The sequence below is a fragment of the Pseudomonas graminis genome (assembly GCF_001705435.1).
In the GTDB taxonomy this organism is placed as follows: Bacteria; Pseudomonadota; Gammaproteobacteria; order Pseudomonadales; family Pseudomonadaceae; genus Aquipseudomonas; species Aquipseudomonas graminis_B.
The window spans coordinates 75,520-92,246 of record NZ_MDEN01000068.1 but is presented as its reverse complement, the minus strand read 5'-3'; the positions used below and the strand labels follow the sequence as shown (position 1 = coordinate 92,246).

Sequence of the window (16,727 nt, the reverse complement as noted above, 5' to 3'; positions counted from 1 at the left end):
AAGTCATTGTTCCAGTAAGGGCTTGCGCGAAGCGGGTTTACGCAGGCCAGCAGAAGCCGGATTCAGGAGCCCGGGCGGCGTGCGAGTCGCAGGGAACCCGGTGGTGGCTCGTTCAATACTGCCCAGAACACGCCAAGGTCCGAGATCGCCGAGACGAATTCCTTGAATTCGACCGGTTTGACCACGTAAGCGTTCACACCCAGCGAATAGGCGCGATCCAGGTCGGGTTCTTCGCGCGAAGACGTCAGCATCACCACGGGAATGCTGCGCAGTTCCTCGGTTTCGCGAATGAGCTTGAGCACTTCAAGGCCATCGACTTTCGGCAGTTTCAGGTCCAGCAGCATCACCGCCGGATTGCCGACCACACGATCATGATGGTGGTTGCGGCGCAGCAGGTAATCAAGGGCTTCGGCACCGTCGCGCAGCACGATCACTTCATTGGCCAACTGGCTGCGTTCAAGGGCGACGAGCGTGAGCTCGAGGTCGTTGGGGTTGTCTTCCACCAGAAGAATGGGCTTTAGCACTGGGCGTCTCCTTCGACACTCAAAGAGTTACGGTCAAACCGCGCTTGGGCAGCGCAAAGTAAAAAGTGGCGCCATGGCCCAGCTGGCTATGGGCCCACACGGTGCCGTCATGGCGTTCGATAATCCGGCGGACACTGGCCAGGCCAATGCCGGTGCCTTCGAATTCCTCCATGCGATGCAAGCGCTGGAACACGCCAAACAGCTTGCTGGCGTAGGCCATGTCGAAGCCCACGCCGTTGTCGCGGATGTAGACCACGATCCTGTCGTCTTCCTCGTAACTGCCCACCTCGATCACGGCCGGGTCCTGTTTACGGGTGTACTTGATCGCGTTGGACAGCAGGTTGCGCATCGCCAGGTGGAGAAAGGCGGCGTCGGCGATCACCACGGGCAACGACTCTAGGACTTTCCACTCCAGCGCGCGGCCTTCGTAGTCGGGCAGCATTTCCCGGCGAATCGACTCGACCATGGCATTGAGGTCGACGTCGGAAAAGCGCATCGCCGACCGGCCCATCTGCGAAAAGCTCAGCAGGTTGTCGACCAGCGTACCGGCGAACCGCGCCGAATCACTGATGTTTTCGAGGAAGCGGACGCCTCGGTCGGACAGCTTGCTGCCTTCAATGTCGCTCAACAACTCAGCGTAGCCGGCAATGTGGCGCAACGGCGCGCGCAAATCGTGGGACACGCTGTAGGAAAATGCTTCGAGCTCTTTATTGGATTTCTTCAACTCATCGGCCAGGGCAGCCATTTCTTCAGCCTTGCGCAGGACGATGCCCAGCACCGCCGCACGCAGCTCGACCACGGCCTCGCAATCCATGTCGTCCCAGGGCCGGGAAAACCCACGCACCGTCTGCTGCCACAAGGCGAAGCTGTGGCGTGGGCTCAGCGACCCGCTCGGGGTGACACTTTTTTCCAGTTTGCCGGCCCAGTTCACGACACGGGTCTGCTCGGGGCGGAACCAGATAATGAAGTTGGAATGCAGCTCGGAGATCGCCGTCGCCAGCACACCGCTGACCGATTTGGCCAGCACCGGCAGCTCGGGGATGTCGCGACTAACGTTGTCGGAGCGGAAGACCTCGTGGGGATCGCGACCGCTCAACCAGCCGGCGAGCTTGACGATCTGTTCGCGCTCGGGGGTTTCGCCGTAGACATCGACGCTGGCGCCGGAAATCACCGCCGCCCCGCTCGCACCGACAAAACCCAGCAACACGTCGGGCATGGCGCGCAGGCCGCCGGTCACGCTGTCGAGGTCGGCCATCGCCGCGAGCATCTGCACGATCTGCCGACGCAGGCTGAGCATGCGCTGGTTGTCGGCGTGGGCTTCCTTGCTCTCGAGCTGCAGGGACAAGACGCTGCCCAGCAACTCACACGCCGTGCGGGTCTGGAAGCTGACCCGCCGCGGCGTGGCGTGGTGGCAGGAAATCAAGCCCCATAACTGCCCGCGCACCACGATGGAGATCGACATCGAGGCCATCGTCTGCATGTTGCGCATGTACTGCAGATGCACGGGGGATACGCTGCGCAACGTGGCGAAGGTCATGTCCAGCGGCGCGCCCGTCAACGGGTTGTAAGCGGGTATCAGCGGCGATGCCTGGTAGTCGACGTCTTCGATCACACGGATCCGGTTGGCCAGGTACATCCTTCGAGCCTGGGCCGGTATGTCGGACGCCGGGAAGCTCAGGCCAAGCATGCTCTCATAACCCTGATCAGCCACTTCGGCGTTGACCAGGCCGTTGCCGTCGGCGTCGAAGTGGTAGGCAAGAATCCGGCCGAAACCGGTGATGCGCTTGACCTCGGCCACCGAACGCTGGCACAGCGCTTCAATGCTTTCGTCAACGCTCATCCGGCTGATGAACCCGCGAATCAGCGGGTACACATTGCCATAGGCGGTGCTCATGTCGCCGGCCGGCTCGAACTCGGCCATCAGCACCTGATCATGACGATGCACCATCATGGTCATCGGCTGACCGGCTCTTGAGCCCTGCAGAAAGCGCACTTCACCCAGGTGAAAGGGGTTTTGCTCTTCATCCGGCAGCGCCCGCAAGCGCTCGAGCAGCAATTCGTGTTCGGCGAACACATTGGAAAGCGCCACGCCAATCAACGACTGTGGATCAAGGCCAAGCCAGTCACTGACATTGGCGCTGACCTGAATGACCGTCGAGGCCGCTTCATTGATGACCAGCAAAAAGCCCTGGGGCTGAATGCTTCCGGGGATCTGGATCGGTTCCTGGGCGCACTTGTCTATCGCGCTCTGGAGGAAATCGTCGGTGAGGGTCAAGGTTTGGCTCCTTCAACCTTCAGCGTTTGGGCAAACGGCGTCGGCAATATGTGCCCCCGGGGGGTGGCACGGGTGGGAATGGCGCTCACGGTAACAAAAACCGGCCCGGTCAAATACTCCGAATTGGGTGTTTACGCCAAAAAAACCCACCCATTCGCGTCAGGAATCGAGCATCGCGCGCACTTTCGACAAAAAATCCGCCAAGTGGAAAGGTTTCAGGACCATATCCATCCGTTCGCCCAGGAAATCCTGCCGATTGAGGGCGTTCTCCGCATAGCCAGTCATGAACAGCACCGGCAGGTCCGGACGCCAGACACGCCCCCGCTGCGCGACCTCGCGACCGTTCATCTCAGGCATTCCGACATCGGTCAGCAGCAGGTCGATGGTGGCGTCGCTTTCCAGACACGACAGTGCCGTGGTGACATCCGCCACCGGGGTGCAGCGGTACCCGGCATCGGTGAGCACTTCATTGACGAACATGCGCACCGACGCCGTGTCTTCGACGATCAGCACATGCTCCCCTGCCCCCGGCGCCGCCACGGCAGCGGGCTGCTGAGGTTCGACGCTCTGTATGTCTGCCGCCGGCAGCATCAGGGTCACTTCGGTGCCGTGGCCGACGACGCTGCGAATCTGCACGTCGCCCCCCGACTGCCGGGCGAAACCGTAGATCGTCGACAGGCCCAGGCCGGTGCCCTGGCCGATGGGCTTGGTGGTGAAAAACGGGTCGAACACCTTGTCGATCAGGTGGTGCTCGATGCCGACGCCATCATCGCGCACGGTCAGGGCAATGTAGGCACCATCCGCCATGCGCGAATGGCCCTGGGAATAGGTTTCGAAGGTGCTGATCCAGATATTGCCGCCCGCCGGCATGGCGTCACGGGCATTGATCACCAGATTGAGCAAGGCGCTTTCCAGCTGGCCTGCGTCGACCATGGCCACAGCGCTGCGCGAGGTCAGCTCAAGGGTCAGGGAGATGCCCTTGCCGATGGTGCGGCCGAGCAAGTCCTCAAGGGAGCGCACGTACTGATTGACGTCTGACGCGCGGGTGTCGAGGGGCTGCTGGCGAGCGAAGGCCAGCAGACGGTGGGTCAGCGCCGACGCGCTTTTTGCCGAGGCCAGTGCGGCATCGGCGTAGACCAGAACCTTTTCCGTGCGGCCGTCTTCGGTGCGCTTCTTGACCAGCTCAAGGCCGGTGACGATGCCGGTCAACAGGTTATTGAAGTCGTGGGCGATGCCGCCGGTGAGCTTGCCGATGGCGTCCATTTTCTGCGCCTGCAGCAATTGCTCTTCGGTCCGCGCACGCTCGGCCACTTCGTGGGCGAGCCGACTGTTGACCGAGTCCAGCTGCTGCAAATGCGACTGTTCGCGGCGGCGGTGCTCGGTCACGTCTTCGATGAACACCAGGCTCATGCCGGTGACCCGGTACGGCGAAACCTGCCACTCGGTCTCGCGCAGTTCGCCCTTGACCCGCATGCTCAGGGTGCCCATCCAGCGCTCGCCCGTCGCCAGCGCCTCACGCAGCCCGTCCAGCGCAGAGCCCTGATCTTCACTGAAGCTGCGCAGCACCGAATGGTCCCCGGCGTCCTGCCCGAGCAACTGAGCAAAGGCGTGGTTGGCTTCGTGGACTTTCAGGTTGCCGTCCATGACCGCGATCGGGGCCGAGACGTTAGCGAAAATCTCGCGAAAACGTTCTTCGCTGTCGCGCAGGGCGTGCTCGGTGTCACGCACCCGCAACAGCGTGCGCAGTGTCGCCAGCAGCACGTCGGGGTCCACCGGGTGCACCAGATAGGCGTCGGCGCCCGCTTCCAGTCCGGTGACGATATCGCCGGTCTGGATCGATGCGGCCGACACATGCACCACCGGTAACAGCGCCGTCCGTGGTGCAGCGCGCAGCTGGCGGACAATGTCGAAGCCGCTCATGTCGGGCAGGTTGACGTCGAGAATCAACGCGTCCGGCAAGCGCTCTTCAAGCAGCGCGAGTCCTTCGGTGCCGGTGCCCGCCTCCGACACCACGAAACCCTGACGCTCCAGGCGGCGACGCAGGGCATAGCGGGTCGCGGTGTTGTCATCGACGATCAGCAGCCGGGTTTCAGGCTTCATCGGCAGGCTCCTGAGTCAGCGCCAGCGGAATCACCACGTAGAATGTCGAGCCCACACCGGGCTCGCTGTCCACACCGACGCGGCCACCGAGCAATTCGGCGAAGCGTTTGCACAGGGACAAGCCCAACCCTGTTCCGCGCAGGCGTTTTTGCAGCGGCGAGTCGACCTGAATGAAGTCTTCGAACAGCGCGCCATGGAGTTCCTGGGGAATGCCGATGCCGGTGTCAGTCACGGCAAAGCGAATCGAGTCCTCCGACTCCAGCCGCGCCGACACGCGCACTTCACCGCGCTGGGTAAATTTCAGGGAATTTGAAATGAAGTTGCGCAGGATCTGCGCGAGCTTCTGGTCATCGGTATAGAGCCGTGGCAGGCCCACCGGCTCTTCGAAGATCAGGTCCACGGCGGAGGTGTCGACGATGGGCCGGAACATGCCACGCAGTGCCGAAAACAGATCGAACATGTCGAACCACGCCGGCGAAATGCTGATCCGGCCCGCTTCGATCTTCGCCAGGTCAAGGAGGTCGTCAACCATGTCGCTCAATTCGCGGGCCGCCGTACTGATGAACGCCACCTGCTTGTGCTGTTCCGCACCCAGCGGACCGTCCAGCTCGTCGGACAGCAGGCTGGCGATGCTGAGGATCGAGCCCAGGGGCGTGCGGAACTCATGGCTCATGTACGACAGAAAACGGCTCTTCAGGTCCGACGCCTCGCGCAGCTGGTCGGCCTGATCTTCAAGCTCGGCGTACAGCGCAAGCACGCCCTGATTGGTTTCATCGAGTTCGGCACGCAGCGAGTCAGTTTCAGCGCGCAAGCGTTCCAGCTCGCGCCGGGTCTCGATTTCGACCCCGGCTGAGCCCTCAGGGGTCTCGCGGGCATTGTTGTCAGTCATCGAGCGTCTCCAGAGCCATTACCAAGACCGTTACATCGTCCCTGCCCCGGTTGTAATCACGCTGCAATACCGCTGCAATCACCGCCGGGTGTCGGTACATCAGACCTGGATAGTCGCGAAGATTCCAACGCGATTGCAGGCCATCACTGAACATGATCAACAACTGCCCGGTGCACTCGGTGTAATCGATCGGCGCAGTCTTGCGGTACTGCAGGCCGACGATGCCGGGGTGCGAGGGGATGCCGCGGGTTTTGTCCTGGCCGATCAGCGACGCACCGATATTGCCGATACCGATGAAGCGCAGCTGGCCCGTCGCGCCGTCGAACTGCGCCAGCGCAGCGGCACCGCCACGGCTGCCGCGCATGTCGAAGTGCAAGTCGTCCAGCAGCACCCCGGGGTCGGCAAAGGGGTTGCGAATGAACGCGCGGGCGCCCGCCATGCCGGCGTTTTCGGCTTCCGGGCCGTGTCCCAGGCCATCGATCATCATGATCGAGACCTGCTGGCCCTTGATCGCGACTTCCCAGACATCGCCGCAGGCCGGGTCATCGTGCAACGAATGTTGCGTGATGCCCATGCGCAGGTCCTTCACCACGCTTTTGCGCGGGAAGAAGCGCGCCAGCAGCACGCTGCCACGGGGGTCGCTGTGCACGTCGAAGACTTGCGCCTGACGCAGCACCGAACCCAGGCCAATGCCCTGGGTGCCACGGGTGGAGAAGCCATCGGCCATGCAGTTCTGCACGTCGAACCCCTTGCCCCGGTCGATTGCGATCACCTCAACGCCTGCCGCTGCACCCGAAACGTCGCCCGGCAGCGCGCGCACGTGCAGCTCACCGCTCTGCGCATGCTTGAGGATGTTGCTCGCCAGTTCAGTGACGACCAGCGCCACCCGGCCGCAATCGGCCTCATCAAAGCCTGCCTGTTCGGCCAGCTTCTGGGTCGTGCGTCGGGCGTGACCGACCTGACTGACGTCCTCCACCGACAAGACCTGGGTCAGGTGGCTGTGCAGGTTCAGGTCCATTTACAGATCGTCACGCGGGTGCCGGCGCCGGGCGCGGTGTCCAGCTCGAAATCGTCCACCAGGCGCTTGGCACCGGTCAGGCCAAGCCCCAGGCCGCCGCCCGAGGTCCAGCCGTCGGTCATCGCCAGTTTGAGGTCAGGGATGCCGGGGCCTTCGTCGCGAAAGGTCAGCCGCAGGCCAACGCGCAGGCCGTCCTCGACAATCTCCCAGTCCATGTCACCGCCGCCGCCATAGACCATGGTGTTGCGCGCCAGCTCGCTGACCGCAGTGACCAGTTTGGTCAGGTCGATCAGGCGCATGCCGCATTCCTGGGCCAGCTTGCGCGCGGTCTGCCGGGCCAGTACGACATCCTGCTCGATGCGAATGGGTTGAGTGCCGCTGCTGCGCACGGTCATTGGGAATAGGCTCGCTCGCGCAGCAGTTTCATGCCGCGCTCGACGTTCAGCGCTGTGCTGACGCCGGGCAGGGTCATGCCCAGTTCGACCAGGGTGATCGCCACCGCAGGCTGCATGCCGACCAGCACGGTCTCGGCGTCCATGATCCGCGACAGGCCGGAGATCATGCCGATCATGCGGCCAATGAACGAATCCACCATGTCCAGCGCGGAGATGTCGATCAGCACGCCGCGGGCCGAGGTGCGGCTGATGCGTTCGGACAGGTCGTCCTGCAGTGTCAGGGCCAGTTGGTCATGCATGTCCACCTGGATGGTGACGAGCAGAAAGTCGCCCATCTGCAAAATCGGGATGCGCTCCATGGGCTCATACCGCCTTGGTGAGGGTGACGCCCAGACGGCGCAGGGCCAGTGCGAGGGCATCGGCCAGATTGGCTTTGGTCACGACGCCTTGCAGGTCCAGACCCAGGTGCACGATGGTCTGGGCAATCTGCGGACGCACGCCGCTGATGATGCAATCGGCGCCCATCAGGCGGATCGCGGTCACGGTTTTGAGCAAATGCTGGGCGACCAGGGTATCGACCGTCGGCACACCGGTGATGTCGATGATGGCGATTTCAGCGCCGGTGTCGACGATGCGCTGCAACAGCGATTCCATGACCACCTGGGTGCGTTGCGAATCCAGCGTGCCGATCATCGGCAGCGCCAGAACGCCGTCCCACAGTTTGACCACCGGCGTGGACAGCTCGAGCAGTTCTTCCTGCTGACGCTTGATCACCGCTTCACGGGACTTCTGATAGGTGCGGATGGTGTGCAGGCCCAGACCATCGAGCAGCTCCGACATCTGCAGCACTTGCTCGGCAATCAGCAACGGCTGATCAGCGAAGGCATTTTGCAGTTGGGTGAAGAGCGGGCCCTTGAGGGCGAAGATGAAACTGGCGGTCTGCTGGGAATCCTGACCGGCCAACGCGCGCTGACTGGACAGTTTTTCCAGAAAGTGGCGAACGTCATCCCATTCGGTGGTGGTGATGTTGGCGGAGCCACCCTTCTCCAGCGTCGACGTCAGCAGGCGCAGGAAGTCGGCAACCTGCTGGCGGATTTCCTCGGGCTTGAGATTGCGCGTCGCACCGCTGGCTTCCAGATCGGCGTGCCATTGAACGGCCAGCTGGGATTCGGAGCGCTTGAGCGCGTCTACGGTGATTTGTTGCAATGCTGCCATGAGGGTGGCTCCAGTGAGTGCAGGTCGAGAATTAGAATTAGTCGACGTGAGCAGGCCTGTGAAATACGCGAAAGGGTCAAAAAAACGGCGCAGAACGTTGCGCGGCAGGTTGTTGCAAGGTGTGGACCAAGAAGCTGTCTGACCCTGGGATTGCAGCCGCCGCAGCGGGCGTGCACCGGGCAGACGAGATACGCCTGCCGCGACTAGGTGTCAAGGTAACATCACCCCGCTTTCTTTGTTTCTTTATCGGCGTGGTCCTTGCGGACTTAGAAAACGCTGTCGACGACCTGCACGTAGATCGAAAACGCCCCCAGCAAAAACCAGAACACGGTGAACAGCCACGGCGTGCGCATGGAAAACATCAGCGACTTGCGATAGCCCTTCTCGCTGGACTCGTGTTCGCTGAACAGCGGCGAGTCGTCGTACGCCAGGCCCATGGCCGGCTGGCTGCTAAGCAACTGGGCCTGCTTGAAATGCCAGTGATCGATGATTTCGTACGCCGCGCGAATGCCCGGCCAGGCGTGCATGGAGCTGATCAGCCCGAGCAACGTCAGAAAAGGCGGCACCACCAGGGTGAACATCTTGCCCCACTCCGGATTGAGGTTGGCCATCGACGAGGCGAAGGCGATCACCAGAAACGATTGCGCGGACAGGTAGGCGTTGGTGCGGTTGGACAGAATGGCCGTCTCGTACTGGATTTCCTTGCGGTAAAAATTCAGCCGGTCTTTGGGTGATCCGAACAGCATGGCGTCGGCGACCTGATCACTCGCTGCCTGCTCCTCGGCAGCCGGGTTGCTGCTGGTAATGATGATCGGTGTTTCGATGTCACGGCTCACGAGGATGCCTCCTGCAAATTGAATATGGGACCGGCTTTAGCCGGGAAGCTTTCAGCAATCGTAGCCTCACTTCAAAGACCCGGACGCCCGCGCCATGCAGCGAACTCGCCGTTCTTCCACCCGCTGCGCAAACCAGGCCGTGGTCAGCTTGCGGGTGATCTTGGGACTTTCCAGCACGATGCCCGGCAAAATAGCCCGTGGCAGCGGTTTGCCGGCGGCCTCGTCGGCCATGGCAAAAATCTTCCCGTACAGCTCGGTCTCTTCGAAGGCCAGTGTTTCGCCCTTCTCCAGCTGGTTGCGGATGGTCGTGTTGCGCATGTCCAGCTTGGGGTAAAGGCTGCGCACCGCCAGTTCGGTCTGCCCAAGCGCCGGGCCGAAACCGTAGCTGATCAGGTCGCCATCCAGGGCCAGACGCTTGCCGGACACACGCGCCACCGCACTCTGGAACGCGGCATTGCGGCTGGCGTACCAGCCGGCGTTAAAGTCGGCGAAGCGATACAGCGGTCTGTCGTAGCTGACCGGATAACCGAGCAGATGGGCGATGCCGAAGTACATGCCACCTCGACGGCTGAACACTTCATGGCGAATCGAGCCCTCGACCGGATACGGATAATCCCGGGCCTGCCGCTCGGCGAATTCGATGCTGACCTGCATGGGCCCGGCGGTATGGACCGGGTTGAAGTTGCCGAACAATGTACGACCCAGCGGGACCATGCCGATGAAGTCATCGAAAATGGCGCTCAGGTCTTTTTCAGTGCGGGCGGCGCTGAGGCGTTCGTTAAAGGTTTTGCCGGTCGAGGAGCGGATGTCCAGGGCGCTGCGCACCAGCAGATTGGGGATGTGCGCCTTGCTGGCGCGACGGTCGATTTCGTCCTGGGCGATTTTGCCCATTCCCGGAACGGCCGGGTCGACCTGAAAGTTGGATTCCTGCTCGGTCACGGCCAGCACGGAACAGAGGTTCTCAACGCTGGGGTTGATCTTCTGCACGTCAAACGCGCGTTGAATGTCCTGGGCCCAGCCTTGGCGGTCGGCGACGCGGGCGGGCAAGAGCCGCACGATTTCACTGCGTACCACCGAGGGATCCGGCGCGGGTTCCTGATGGCGTTGCGAGCTGCAACCGACCAGCAGCGTCAGCAGGATCAGGCTGGCTAGGGCGTGGAGGTGGCGGCTGATTCCATTCACGGTCATGACTTCTCGGTGGTTACTCAAACGGGGTGGCGCGGTATGGACAGCGGGAAGCGCTGCTGATTCAAACAGGCCGTGTGCCAGCAGGACCGCACAACCGGTGGGACTGGCTTTAGCCGGGAAGGCGTCAATCATTACACTGCAAAATCGAAGTTGTGCACACCGGCCTGTTCCCGGGTGAAGCCGGTCCTACTGCCAGTATCGCGTTCAGTCTGTGCAGCGGCAGTGGTTCAGTTCTCGGGTAGGTATTACTCTCAACCACCCACCCCTCCAAGAAGGAAGCCCGAATGTCCAGCACAGCGCTCATCGTAGTTGATATCCAGAACGACTACTTCCCTGGCGGTAAATGGCCGCTGGTTGGCGCCGACGCCGCCGCGGACAACGCCGTCAAGGTGGTTCAGGCGGCCCGCGACGCCGGGGATCTGATCGTCTTCATCCGCCATGAGTCCGGTGCCGACGCGCCCTTCTTCACGCCTGGTTCCGAGGGCGCCAGGCTGCACCCCAAAGTCCTGAACCTTGAGCACGAGCCGGTGGTGCTCAAGCACTTCCCCAATTCGTTCCGCGACACCGGGCTGCAGGCGCTGCTTGAAGAAAAAGGCATCGAGCACCTGGTGATCATCGGCTCCATGAGCCACATGTGCATCGATGCCACCACCCGAGCGGCGGCGGACCTCGGCTACACCGTCAAAGTGATTCATGACGCCTGCGCCAGTCGTGACCTGGAGTTCAATGGCGATGTAGTGCCGGCCGCCCAGGTCCACGCCGCGTTCATGTCCGCACTGGGCTTCGCCTATGCCGAGGTGCTGAATACCGAAGCGTATCTGGCCTGATGAAGGAGAAAACAATGAGCGACAAGAAAGCCGACATTCTGGTCTGGGGTCCGATGCATGCCTCGCTGATGCACCACCTTGAGCGCGATTACAGCGTGCACAAACTCGCCGACATCCACGACATCGACGCCTGGGCCAGCCAACACGGGGCCAAGGTGCGCGGCGTCGTCACCAGCGGTGTGTTCGGCACCGACAATGCCGTTCTCGATCGGCTGCCAAACCTGGAAGTGGTCAGCAGCTTTGGCGTCGGCTACGACGCGGTGGACACCGAGTATCTGGCGCGCCGTGGTATCAAGCTGAGCAACACGCCCGAGGTCCTCAATAACGCTGTCGCCGAAACCGCCATGGCGCTGATGCTCTGCGTGTCCCGCCGCATCAGCGAAGCCGAGCGCTTCGTGCGGGCCGGTCAGTGGCCCAACGGCAAGTTCCCCCTCGGCAATGACCTGTGCGGCAAGACCTGCGGCATCGTCGGCCTGGGCAAGATCGGCAAGACCATCGCCAAGCGCGCCGCCGCGTTCGAAATGAACATCGCCTACTTCCGCCGTGGCCGCGCCTACGACGATGTGCCCTACCGGCACTACGGTGACCTTCGGGACCTGGCCCAGGACTCGGACTACCTGATCGTCATCGTCCCCGGCGGCCCGGACACCCAACACCTGATCGACGCCGACGTGCTTCGAGCCCTCGGTCCCAAGTCATTCCTGATCAACGTCGCCCGCGGCAGCGTCGTCGACGAGAAGGCCCTGGTCGCCTCGCTGATGGCCTCGGAAATCGCCGGGGCCGGCCTCGATGTGTTCGAAGACGAGCCCAACGTGCCCGCCGAACTGTGGAAGCTGGACAATGTGGTGCTCACGCCGCACATCGGCTCGGGGACCTACGAAACCCGCCAGGCCATGGCCGATCTGGTGTTCGCTAACGTCAGTGGTCATTTCGACAAGGGCACGCTGGTCACCCCGGTCGAGCTGTAACCGATGCGTCACGCGCAGGCCCGACGATGGAACCGTCGGCCTGCTCCCATGGCGGTTAGCCCTCCTGCACACCTTCCCCGTGGACGGGGTGCGCCGTACCGTAAGTCAGTGACTGAACATCGACGCCAACTTTTCTGGATAATGCCGGTCGAATTGCCCCTACCCGCATTCCAGACACCTGAACACGCATTCCGGTCGAGAAAGCCCGATCGAGAGAGAAGGAGAGCCCTGTTTGAATATTGCCGGCGTCATTTTTGACTGCGACGGAACCCTGGTTGACAGCGAACGGCTGGCCGCCGGCCTGCTGCGCGACATACTCAACAAGCATCAAGTGTTGCTGAGCGTCGACGAAGTGCTGCAACGCTTTCGTGGCGTGCAGTTTGCGCTGTGCCTGGAAGGCCTGTGCCGCGATTATCCATGGCTGCCAAGCGACGAAATCGAACCCGAATTCCGCGCGCGCACCCTGCCGCTGCTGCAGGAACGCCTCGAAGAAATGCCCGGCGCAGTCGAATTCGTGCGCAACCTCTCGCTGCCCAAATGCGTGGCGTCCAACGGCCCGCGCAGCAAGATCGAAACCTGCCTGAGTACGGTCGGCCTGCTGGACGTGTTCCACGGCCTGATCGTCAGCGCCTATGAAGTGCAATCGTGGAAACCGTCCCCGATCCTGATCGAACACGCCGCCGAACTGCTGGGCCTGCCGCCCAATCAGTGTCTGCTGGTGGAAGACAGCATTCCGGGCGTTGAAGCAGGACTCGGCGCCGGCGCCCAAGTGGCGGGTTATGGCGACACGGATTTCTCGGCGTTCATGGACAACGCCAACTTTCATCGCGTCAAAGATTTCGGCGAATTGAAGGAATTGGTACAGCGCATCAGTTGATCGACCGGCCATCCATCCGATCGGCCCTTGTTCATCCCCGGCTAACTCGATACTGTACATAAAAACAGTATCGAGAAAATCTATGCAGCTGATCGACAAGCTGAGCATCCTCGCCGACGCCGCCAAGTACGACGCCTCCTGCGCCAGCAGCGCCGCACCCAAGCGCAGTTCCGAAGGCAAATCCGGCCTCGGATCGAGCACCGGCATGGGCATCTGCCACAGCTACACCCCCGACGGGCGCTGTGTCTCGCTGCTGAAAATCCTCCTCACCAACTTCTGCCTGTACGACTGTCAGTACTGCGTGAATCGCCGGTCCAGCGACGTGCCGCGCGCACGTTTCAGCCCGGAAGAAGTGGTCACCCTGACCATGGACTTCTACCGCCGCAATTGCGTCAGCGGCCTGTTTCTCAGCTCCGGGATCATCCGCTCGGCCGACTACACCATGGAACAGCTGATCCGCGTCGCCAAGCTGCTGCGTGAAGAGCATGAATTCCGTGGCTATATCCACCTCAAAACCATCCCTGAAGCCGACCCTGCGCTGATCGAAGAAGCCGGTCGCTATGCCGATCGCCTCAGCGTCAATATCGAGCTGCCCACCCAGCTGGGCCTGCAAACCCTGGCACCGGAAAAGGAAATGGGCTCGATCAAGCAGGCCATGCAGACCATTTACACCGGTCAGCAAACCGTGCTCAACGAGCCGCGTGCGCCGAAATTCACGCCCGCCGGGCAAAGCACGCAGATGATTGTGGGCGCTGACGAAACCGATGACAGCACCATCCTGCACACCGCCGAATCCCTGTACGGCGATTTCCGCCTCAAGCGCGTCTACTACTCGGCGTTCAGCCCGATTCCGAACAGCCCGAAGAGCGTGCCCCACGCTGCGCCGCCACTGATGCGCGAGCACCGCTTGTATCAGGCTGATTTCCTGCTGCGCAGCTATGGCTACAGCGCGAACGAACTGCTGCAAGGCCCCGGTCATCTGGCCCTGGACATCGATCCGAAACTCGCCTGGGCGCTGGAGCATCGCGACATCTTCCCGCTGGACCTCAACCGCGCGGAGCCAGCGATGATCGCGCGAATCCCCGGCATCGGCATTCGCACCACCAAACGTCTGGTCGAACTGCGCCGCCAACGTCGCATTCGTTACGAAGACCTGACCCGGCTGCGCTGTGTGCTGGCCAAGGCCAAGCCGTTCATCATTACCAGCGACTACCATCCGCGTCAGGCCGAGAGCTCGAGCATCGATTTGCGCGAGCAACTGCGCGACAAACCGCAGCCGCAACAGATGGCGCTGTGGGGATGATCATTCTTGATTGCGCCGACTCATTCGACACCTGGCGGCAGCAGGCGCGCTGGCTGCTGAGCCACCAGATCAACCCTGACCAGGTGAGCTGGAGCGTGCAGCAGGACGCCGACCTCTTCGCCAGCGACGCCGATTACCCGGACGAGCCCGGCCCGTTTCGCGCGCGCATTCCCCTCGAATTGCTGGAACTGCTGCAGAACGCCGCGCAGTTCTGCGGCGACCAGCGCTGGACGCTGCTCTACGAAGTGCTCTGGCGGGTCAGTCACGGTGATCGCACGGCCATGCTGGCCGGCGACAAACTGGGCAGCGAACTGCACCGGCGCTTGAAACAGGTCAGCCGCGAAGCCCATCACCTGCACGCGTTCCTGCGCTTCGTGGCGCTGCCGGTGATCGACAATGCCGAAGACGTTGCGGCCAAGGCGGCGTTGCTGGAGATGTCTTGCCTGCCGGAATACGTCGCGTGGCACGAGCCCGCCCATGACATTCTGCGCACCGCCAGCGAGCACTTCATCGGGCGCATGGGCCGTCATCGCTGGATGATCGCAACGCCCAAAGACGGCGTGTTCTATGACGGCAAGCAGCTGATTCATCAGCCTGAATGCCCGGAGGCGTGGCAATCCCTGGCACGCAACGCCGATGATCCCCACGGCAATCTGTGGCTGACCTACTACAGCCACATCTTCAATCCGGCGCGGCTCAATCCTAAAGTCATGCAGGGTCATTTGCCGGCGAGGTTCTGGAAGAACTTGCCAGAGGGGCCGTTGATTCCGGCATTGATCAGCGAGGCGCGTACCGGCGGGCAGCGTGATGGTCAGGCGCGGGAGATTGCCGAGCGGCGCGGCAAAGTGATTCGGGGCAAACCGGCGGGGGCCTCACCCGCTTCAGAAGCCCCTTAAGCTGCGCGAGTCGGTCTGAGGTTTCCGCGCAGCGTTATTGATCGAGGCTGCTGACGGGATCAAATTCACGATGGGCGGCGGTCTGCATCCCGGCGGTGCCGAGGGGCGTACCCAACGCAGTGCCGAAAAAGCGCACGGCTTCGGTGCTCAGGTCGCGGTGAATGCTTTCTCGGTTGACGCCGATGGCATCGGTACACAGGCCCGGTTGAGTGGCCCGTTGCTCGTCATCACAGGGCGCCATGAACACAAAGTGTCCTGCGCCGGCAAACAACTTGAAATCCGAGACATCGGGGAGCTTGCGGGCCAATGCTTCAGCGTTCTTGTCGATGGCGAGCAATTCGTCGCCGTCGCCGCTGTACAGCAACACCGGCACGTGCACCTCAGCCAAGGTCTGCCGACCGAACATCAACCCCAGCGGCGCCATGAGCATCAAGGCCCCCACGCGGGGATCGGCTTGGGCGTGCAGGTCGTCACGGTCTGCCACCAGTTCGCCTTGGGTTTTGCAGGCGTCACGGTCCTGGGGGCGCTCGGTGCAGTAATGGCGCAGACGCTGCAGATCAGGCTGGGCGCCGGCGAGGATTAACGCCGTTTCGCCGCCCGCCGAATAACCGATCACCCCCACCCGACGCGCGCTGATGTACGGCGACAGCATCGGGTCGATCAGCGCGGCACTGATGGCTTCGGAGATTTGCAGCGGGCGACCGTAGAGATTGCTCAGGCTGCCCAGACGGCTGTGGTCCATGTAGTTGTCGCCCGGATGAAACACCGCCACGACGACAAAGCCTTTGCGCGCCAATGACGTCGCGAGGTCGTGCTGCGCCAGCGGCGTGCCGGTGTTGCCGTGGGACAGCATCAGCAGCGGGAAACGACCCATGGCAATGGTGGCGTCTTCCGACGCTTCAATCGGATACCCCTGAACGCGGGTGACGTGCTCATCGTCGGTGGACGGGTAAAAGGCATAGGCGTGCATGGGCCGGGAATCCAGCGGATCGAGAAACGTCAGCTCGTGAAAGCCCACGCTCCAGCTCTGCAGCTCACTGGCCTGCACCGAAATCAGGCTGCCCAGCAGGCTGATCATCATCACTGCACAAAGACGCATCATTGCAATGCCCCTCACCTTATCAATCCATCCCTGCCGATTCAGACGCTCAAGGCCTGAGGGCCCGTAAAAACGGCGTCTGTCGCTATCTGACCCGCGGGGTTCGATAACATTCCGAAACGTTTGAGGATCAAGGGAGCACAAGGCGGGCCAAGCTCGATGAATGAAAGACAGCGGCCGCCGTTTGACGCAGAACAGACCGATTGGGCCGGCATTCTACGGTGCTGCAACGAGATTACGCGCAAAGATCTCATAAAGCCTGTCGCGGGGCTGCATGACAGGACGCAAAAGCCGAGGGGGACAAAGCCGAGGGTTGA

16 protein-coding genes are annotated in these 16,727 nt (G+C 62.2%); 5 read left to right on the top strand and 11 right to left on the bottom strand.

Annotated elements, in window-relative coordinates; translation table 11 throughout:
- Positions 1 to 62: 62 nt before the first annotated feature.
- The 10 genes from BBI10_RS20495 to BBI10_RS20450 form a co-directional block, all read right to left on the bottom strand.
- Positions 63 to 524: a response regulator gene (locus BBI10_RS20495; RefSeq protein WP_065991454.1), complete on the bottom strand. Its 462-nt coding sequence runs from the start codon at positions 522 to 524 to the stop codon at positions 63 to 65.
- Between the two features lie 19 nt (positions 525 to 543).
- A complete protein-coding gene (locus BBI10_RS20490; RefSeq protein WP_065991453.1) occupies positions 544 to 2,799 on the bottom strand; it encodes an ATP-binding protein in 2,256 nt (751 codons plus the stop codon).
- A 159-nt stretch (positions 2,800 to 2,958) separates the two neighbouring features.
- Positions 2,959 to 4,899 carry a response regulator gene (locus BBI10_RS20485; protein ID WP_065991452.1) on the bottom strand — a complete coding sequence of 647 codons (1,941 nt, stop codon included), beginning with the start codon at positions 4,897 to 4,899 and terminating at the stop codon, positions 2,959 to 2,961.
- On the bottom strand, positions 4,889 to 5,788 hold the full coding sequence (locus BBI10_RS20480; RefSeq protein ID WP_083233199.1) for a sensor histidine kinase: 900 nt from the start codon (positions 5,786 to 5,788) through the stop codon (positions 4,889 to 4,891). The genes BBI10_RS20485 and BBI10_RS20480 overlap by 11 nt, the downstream gene beginning before the upstream one ends.
- On the bottom strand, positions 5,781 to 6,806 hold the full coding sequence (locus tag BBI10_RS20475) for an ATP-binding protein (protein ID WP_208600765.1): 1,026 nt from the start codon (positions 6,804 to 6,806) through the stop codon (positions 5,781 to 5,783). The genes BBI10_RS20480 and BBI10_RS20475 overlap by 8 nt, the downstream gene beginning before the upstream one ends.
- Positions 6,797 to 7,201: an anti-sigma regulatory factor gene (locus BBI10_RS20470; protein WP_065991451.1), complete on the bottom strand. Its 405-nt coding sequence runs from the start codon at positions 7,199 to 7,201 to the stop codon at positions 6,797 to 6,799. The genes BBI10_RS20475 and BBI10_RS20470 overlap by 10 nt, the downstream gene beginning before the upstream one ends.
- The gene (locus BBI10_RS20465; RefSeq protein WP_037010489.1) at positions 7,198 to 7,560 is read right to left on the bottom strand and encodes an STAS domain-containing protein; all 363 of its coding nucleotides are present in this window, start codon (positions 7,558 to 7,560) and stop codon (positions 7,198 to 7,200) included. The genes BBI10_RS20470 and BBI10_RS20465 overlap by 4 nt, the downstream gene beginning before the upstream one ends.
- 4 nt (positions 7,561 to 7,564) lie before the next feature.
- Positions 7,565 to 8,416, bottom strand: a complete 852-nt coding sequence (locus tag BBI10_RS20460; protein WP_065991450.1) for an STAS domain-containing protein — start codon at positions 8,414 to 8,416, stop codon at positions 7,565 to 7,567.
- 266 nt (positions 8,417 to 8,682) lie between these two features.
- Positions 8,683 to 9,162, bottom strand: coding sequence for a hypothetical protein (locus BBI10_RS20455; RefSeq protein ID WP_065991732.1), 480 nt, complete (start codon positions 9,160 to 9,162; stop codon positions 8,683 to 8,685).
- A 156-nt stretch (positions 9,163 to 9,318) separates the two neighbouring features.
- Positions 9,319 to 10,440 (bottom strand): DUF1615 domain-containing protein, encoded by a 1,122-nt coding sequence (locus tag BBI10_RS20450; protein WP_065991449.1) that lies wholly within the window; start codon positions 10,438 to 10,440, stop codon positions 9,319 to 9,321.
- 284 nt (positions 10,441 to 10,724) lie between these two features.
- On the opposite strand from BBI10_RS20450, the gene BBI10_RS20445 reads away from it, so the two are divergent.
- The 5 genes from BBI10_RS20445 to BBI10_RS20425 all read left to right on the top strand — a co-directional run bounded on the left by BBI10_RS20445 (position 10,725) and on the right by BBI10_RS20425 (position 15,311).
- Complete coding sequence (locus tag BBI10_RS20445) at positions 10,725 to 11,267, top strand: cysteine hydrolase family protein (RefSeq protein ID WP_065991448.1); 543 nt, start codon at positions 10,725 to 10,727, stop codon at positions 11,265 to 11,267.
- A gap of 14 nt (positions 11,268 to 11,281) precedes the next feature.
- Positions 11,282 to 12,235 carry a 2-hydroxyacid dehydrogenase gene (locus BBI10_RS20440; RefSeq protein WP_065991447.1) on the top strand — a complete coding sequence of 318 codons (954 nt, stop codon included), beginning with the start codon at positions 11,282 to 11,284 and terminating at the stop codon, positions 12,233 to 12,235.
- Between the two features lie 232 nt (positions 12,236 to 12,467).
- Complete coding sequence (locus BBI10_RS20435; protein ID WP_065991446.1) at positions 12,468 to 13,112, top strand: HAD family hydrolase; 645 nt, start codon at positions 12,468 to 12,470, stop codon at positions 13,110 to 13,112.
- A gap of 82 nt (positions 13,113 to 13,194) precedes the next feature.
- Positions 13,195 to 14,415, top strand: a complete 1,221-nt coding sequence (locus tag BBI10_RS20430; RefSeq protein ID WP_065991445.1) for a putative DNA modification/repair radical SAM protein — start codon at positions 13,195 to 13,197, stop codon at positions 14,413 to 14,415.
- Complete coding sequence (locus BBI10_RS20425) at positions 14,412 to 15,311, top strand: TIGR03915 family putative DNA repair protein (protein ID WP_065991444.1); 900 nt, start codon at positions 14,412 to 14,414, stop codon at positions 15,309 to 15,311. Before BBI10_RS20430 ends, BBI10_RS20425 begins: the two co-directional genes overlap by 4 nt.
- Positions 15,312 to 15,345: 34 nt before the next feature.
- Here BBI10_RS20425 and BBI10_RS20420 read toward each other — a convergent pair whose 3' ends face one another.
- Positions 15,346 to 16,413 (bottom strand): alpha/beta hydrolase family protein, encoded by a 1,068-nt coding sequence (locus tag BBI10_RS20420; RefSeq protein ID WP_065991443.1) that lies wholly within the window; start codon positions 16,411 to 16,413, stop codon positions 15,346 to 15,348.
- Between the last annotated feature and the right edge of the window lie 314 nt (positions 16,414 to 16,727).

Coding starts and splice junctions, on each gene's coding strand:
- BBI10_RS20420 (WP_065991443.1), bottom strand. CDS start 16,413: ATGATGCGTCTTTGTGCAGTGATGATGATCAGCCTGCTGGGCAGCCTG.
- BBI10_RS20445 (WP_065991448.1), top strand. CDS start 10,725: ATGTCCAGCACAGCGCTCATCGTAGTTGATATCCAGAACGACTACTTC.
- BBI10_RS20470 (WP_065991451.1), bottom strand. CDS start 7,201: ATGACCGTGCGCAGCAGCGGCACTCAACCCATTCGCATCGAGCAGGAT.
- BBI10_RS20440 (WP_065991447.1), top strand. CDS start 11,282: ATGAGCGACAAGAAAGCCGACATTCTGGTCTGGGGTCCGATGCATGCC.
- BBI10_RS20480 (WP_083233199.1), bottom strand. CDS start 5,788: ATGACTGACAACAATGCCCGCGAGACCCCTGAGGGCTCAGCCGGGGTC.
- BBI10_RS20465 (WP_037010489.1), bottom strand. CDS start 7,560: ATGGAGCGCATCCCGATTTTGCAGATGGGCGACTTTCTGCTCGTCACC.
- BBI10_RS20485 (WP_065991452.1), bottom strand. CDS start 4,899: ATGAAGCCTGAAACCCGGCTGCTGATCGTCGATGACAACACCGCGACC.
- BBI10_RS20455 (WP_065991732.1), bottom strand. CDS start 9,162: ATGCTGTTCGGATCACCCAAAGACCGGCTGAATTTTTACCGCAAGGAA.
- BBI10_RS20475 (WP_208600765.1), bottom strand. CDS start 6,806: ATGGACCTGAACCTGCACAGCCACCTGACCCAGGTCTTGTCGGTGGAG.
- BBI10_RS20430 (WP_065991445.1), top strand. CDS start 13,195: ATGCAGCTGATCGACAAGCTGAGCATCCTCGCCGACGCCGCCAAGTAC.
- BBI10_RS20450 (WP_065991449.1), bottom strand. CDS start 10,440: ATGACCGTGAATGGAATCAGCCGCCACCTCCACGCCCTAGCCAGCCTG.
- BBI10_RS20425 (WP_065991444.1), top strand. CDS start 14,412: ATGATCATTCTTGATTGCGCCGACTCATTCGACACCTGGCGGCAGCAG.
- BBI10_RS20460 (WP_065991450.1), bottom strand. CDS start 8,416: ATGGCAGCATTGCAACAAATCACCGTAGACGCGCTCAAGCGCTCCGAA.